Here is a 3,815-nt window from a genome sequence, read left to right as displayed (position 1 = left end):
TTAAATGACTGGTCGCAAGAAAAAATGGCAGAAAAAATGCAAATGTCTAAAAATGGTTATGCACGCTTAGAGCGTGGGGAAAGTAAAATGAGTTTAGAGAGATTAGCTCAGATTGCCGATATTTTTGGACTAGATATTATTGAATTGCTTACTAAAGATTACGAGAGAGCGATCTTTCTAGTTAATGGACAATCTACTGCTGAAGGTAATATCAATTACTATAGCAACAATGAGCTTGAATTATTTTCTTTACAATCTGAAATAGAAAAACTTAAACTCATTATTACCCATAAAAATGAATTATTGGCTCAGAAAGACAAAGAAATTGAGTTACTAAAAAAAATGAATAAACAAGGAAATCTATCATTAGAAGACTAAATCTTATCTCATTTCAAGAACTGCCCAAACAAGGGGTTTTTGGGCGAGATATTGCATTAACGCAATATCGACAACATTTGGGGACAACGCAAAAAGATTTATTCTATGATGCGCAAAATGGTCTCTATCCAAATGCCTTTATCGCCTTAGCAGGCACAATCGAAGCACCTTATAACCTCTATCTTCATTTACCCGAACATTATCCAGATGGCGATCCAGACCATCATCGATTACTGGACTATGGCGTATCGATAGCGAACTGTTATTCACACTATAACAATCGATTACGCATGCTTATCCAACAACAAACAGACCATACATACGTCTCTAACCAAGCTCTCCCTACTTCAATACGCTTTACCCATACTGAACCACAACTCTTTCTAGGGCATCGTGGACGAGGTAAAAGCACAACATTAGCAAATAAAATTCAATGGCTCATAAAAAATCATCATCAGCCAATATTAGTTGTTACCCCTTTTGAACATAATCGGCAAACCTTATATCAGAAATTACCGGCTAACTTACCCATCTTCTACCTTCCGCCTGATGATGCTCTTCGCCGACTGCCGAATATCAACCATCTTATTATCGATGAAGCAGCCGCTTTACCTCCTGCCCAACTTCTTGCCTTAACGCAATACTATCCTGCCTACACCCTCGCAACCACAACCGATGGCTATGAAGGCAGCGCTAATACCTTCCATACCAAAACACTGTCAAAACTAGCCTTATCTCCCCATCAAATTTACAATTTGACAACGGCTTACCGATTTAGTGCAAATGATTCTCTTGAACAACTCATTCAAAATCTCACACTCTCAAACACCCTCCAAACACCCGTTACAGCGACACATAACCTGTCTATTCAATCCGTTTCAGCTAGCAATTTACTGACTGATGAAAAATTGCTCCATACACTCTGGCAATTACTGCAACAAGCGCATTATCGAAATCGGCCAGAAGACCTAAAACGCTTATTAGACCTACCTAACCAAACTATTTATATAGCCTTTAAAGAAAAAAAATTGGTTTCTGTTCTACATTTACTGATAGAACCTCCATTGCCACTGGAGCTAGCTAAAGCAGTAATGACAGGTGAACGCCGTCCGCGTGGAAGACTTTTAATGCAACAATTGTTGATTCATACTCAACAAATTCAATGGGCAATGCAACCGCTTGTACGTATCCATCGTATTGCAACCCTAGCAGACTATAGAAAACAAAATATTGCTAGCCAACTTATTCAACAAGCGGAAAAGTCATTTTCTCCTTTACCAATAGGTGTTATCCATACGCACTCACCTGAATTAGATAACTTTTGGCAAAAATTACACTATCAAGAGCGATACCGAACACCTTATCAACGTAGCCGACATCTTTCAGTCACAAGCATTAGAATACGCACTTAACTTCTATCAAATAAAAAATGGTAGTGGTTTGAAAAGTATGCTGGAATATTATCAAATGATCCAATGGTAGTTAAATCTTTAAATATCAATATATTAAAAGAAGTATTTTTTGTAAGAGTATGGTTAGCATACTTTTCAAACCACCACCTAAAAAACATGCTAAAAATAAATAAAAATTCTTATACCGCATCGAAAATATCGATAAAAACGCGCTATTTGTATGCTATTACACAATAGCGATGTTATAATTCACAAAAATTGAAAAACTTTAATCAAATAGACTCTATGCAATCAGAAAACGTTTCTTCCTTTTCCAACCTAGCCTTACATCCTGCCCTACAAGAAGCCTTAGTAGATATTGGTTTCACCCAACCAACTCCAATTCAACAACAAACATTGCCTTTAACGATAAAAGGCTATGATGTAATGGGTATTGCACAAACTGGCACTGGAAAGACCGCAACGTTTTTACTATCGTTAATGCAATATCTCATGGTCAACCCTGTGCATCCTAAAGCCAAAGGGCCTTATGCCATTGTTCTTGCACCTACTAGAGAGCTCGCTATTCAAATTAAAAAAGATTGTGATCAATTAGGACAATATACCGGTCTAACCAGTTTAGCCATTTATGGTGGCACTTCCATTGAGCATCAAAAAACACTATTTAATGCTGCAAATATCGACATTATCATTGGAACACCGGGACGCATTATTGACCTATATAAACAAAAAGTTTTTCGCTTAAAAAATATAGAAATTTGCGTATTAGACGAAGCTGATCGAATGTTTGATTTAGGTTTCATTGATGACGTTCGCTACCTATTAAGACAAATGCCACCAGCAGATGAACGCCTAAACCTACTATTTTCTGCGACCACGACACAAAAAGTTCAAGAACTGGCTTATGAACATTTCAATGCTCCTAAAACCGTTAGCATCGAAAGTACGCAACCTACCGCTGATAAAATAGAACAAACTCTCTATCATACTGCCAGGCATGAAAAAACCCCACTTCTATTAGGCTTATTTGAGCGCGAACAACCACAACGTAGTATGATTTTCTTAAATACCAAAAAAGACTTAGAGCGTCTAAGCTTAGTCTTAACCGCGAATGGTTACAAAAATGCAGCGCTTTCTGGCGATATTACGCAGAAAAAACGGGAAAAAATCATTAAAGACTTCCAAAATGGTAACATTAATATTTTAGTTGCAACAGATATTGCCGCTAGAGGTATCCATGTACAAGACGTCACTCACGTTTTTAACTACGATTTACCTCAAGTAGCTGAAGACTACGTTCATCGTATCGGTCGAACCGCACGTGCTGGCGCTTCTGGTAAAGCCATTAGCTTTGCATGTGAAGAATACGTTTACTCTCTACCTGAAATAGAACATTACATCGGCGGAAAAATACAAGTTATTCCACTAGAAGATGACTTATTAGCCGATGTTATTCCACTAACAGAAGAAGACTTAAAAAGCTTGGAAAACGATCGGCGTCAACGCTTTGAAAATAACAACGGCAATGGTAATCGTCGAGAAAAAAATGGGAACATCAAAAATACCAATAATCGCAGAAACAATCATCGCCGAAGAAATAATAAGCCAAACAACAAGAAATAATCTCTATTATTTTCTATAACCTAATCAACCCCAAAAGCCTTTTCATTTTGAAAAGGCTTTTTTAATACCTTATCTCATTAACGCTCAACGGATAAAACGAGATCTTTAAAAAAAAAACAACAAAATAGAGAATTTTGAATTTCTTAAATTTTGAAAATATAGTCAAATCATTTATAATCCAATCTATCCAAAGCAGATATAAAGAACGACTTATAGTAGAATTATCAAAAACAAACTGAGCATATCCTATGACCTACTGTCGCCAATTCCGACAGAAAATTCTTAACGATATTGCTAATGGAGAAACTTGGCGCGCTGTTGCAAAGCGCTACAAGATCAGCAAATTCACCGTCTATAGCTGGATTAAAAATCCCCATCCTAAAGGCTTTACTGAAGCGTAAG

Annotated in this window: 4 protein-coding genes; all 4 read left to right on the top strand. The window is 37.0% G+C overall.

All coding sequences use genetic code 11. The features are described 5' to 3' along the window. Window positions 1-378: helix-turn-helix domain-containing protein (locus A5N85_RS12060; protein ID WP_072577439.1), on the top strand; the 378-nt coding region annotated here is incomplete at its 5' end. Beyond that, window positions 363-1,790, top strand: coding sequence for a tRNA(Met) cytidine acetyltransferase TmcA domain-containing protein (locus A5N85_RS12055; protein WP_487247930.1), 1,428 nt, complete (start codon window positions 363-365; stop codon window positions 1,788-1,790). The genes A5N85_RS12060 and A5N85_RS12055, both read left to right, overlap by 16 nt. A gap of 285 nt (window positions 1,791-2,075) precedes the next feature. Further along, complete coding sequence (locus A5N85_RS12050; RefSeq protein ID WP_072577437.1) at window positions 2,076-3,413, top strand: DEAD/DEAH box helicase; 1,338 nt, start codon at window positions 2,076-2,078, stop codon at window positions 3,411-3,413. Window positions 3,414-3,661: 248 nt separating this feature from the next. Continuing rightward, the gene (locus tag A5N85_RS12045; RefSeq protein WP_084601778.1) at window positions 3,662-3,814 is read left to right on the top strand and encodes a helix-turn-helix domain-containing protein; all 153 of its coding nucleotides are present in this window, start codon (window positions 3,662-3,664) and stop codon (window positions 3,812-3,814) included. Window position 3,815 lies beyond the last annotated feature (1 nt).

The organism is Suttonella ornithocola, assembly GCF_001889065.1.
Lineage (GTDB): Bacteria > Pseudomonadota > Gammaproteobacteria > Cardiobacteriales > Cardiobacteriaceae > Suttonella_A > Suttonella_A ornithocola.
The sequence above is the reverse complement of the archived record's forward strand: the minus strand, read 5'-3'. Positions and strand labels throughout refer to the sequence as shown.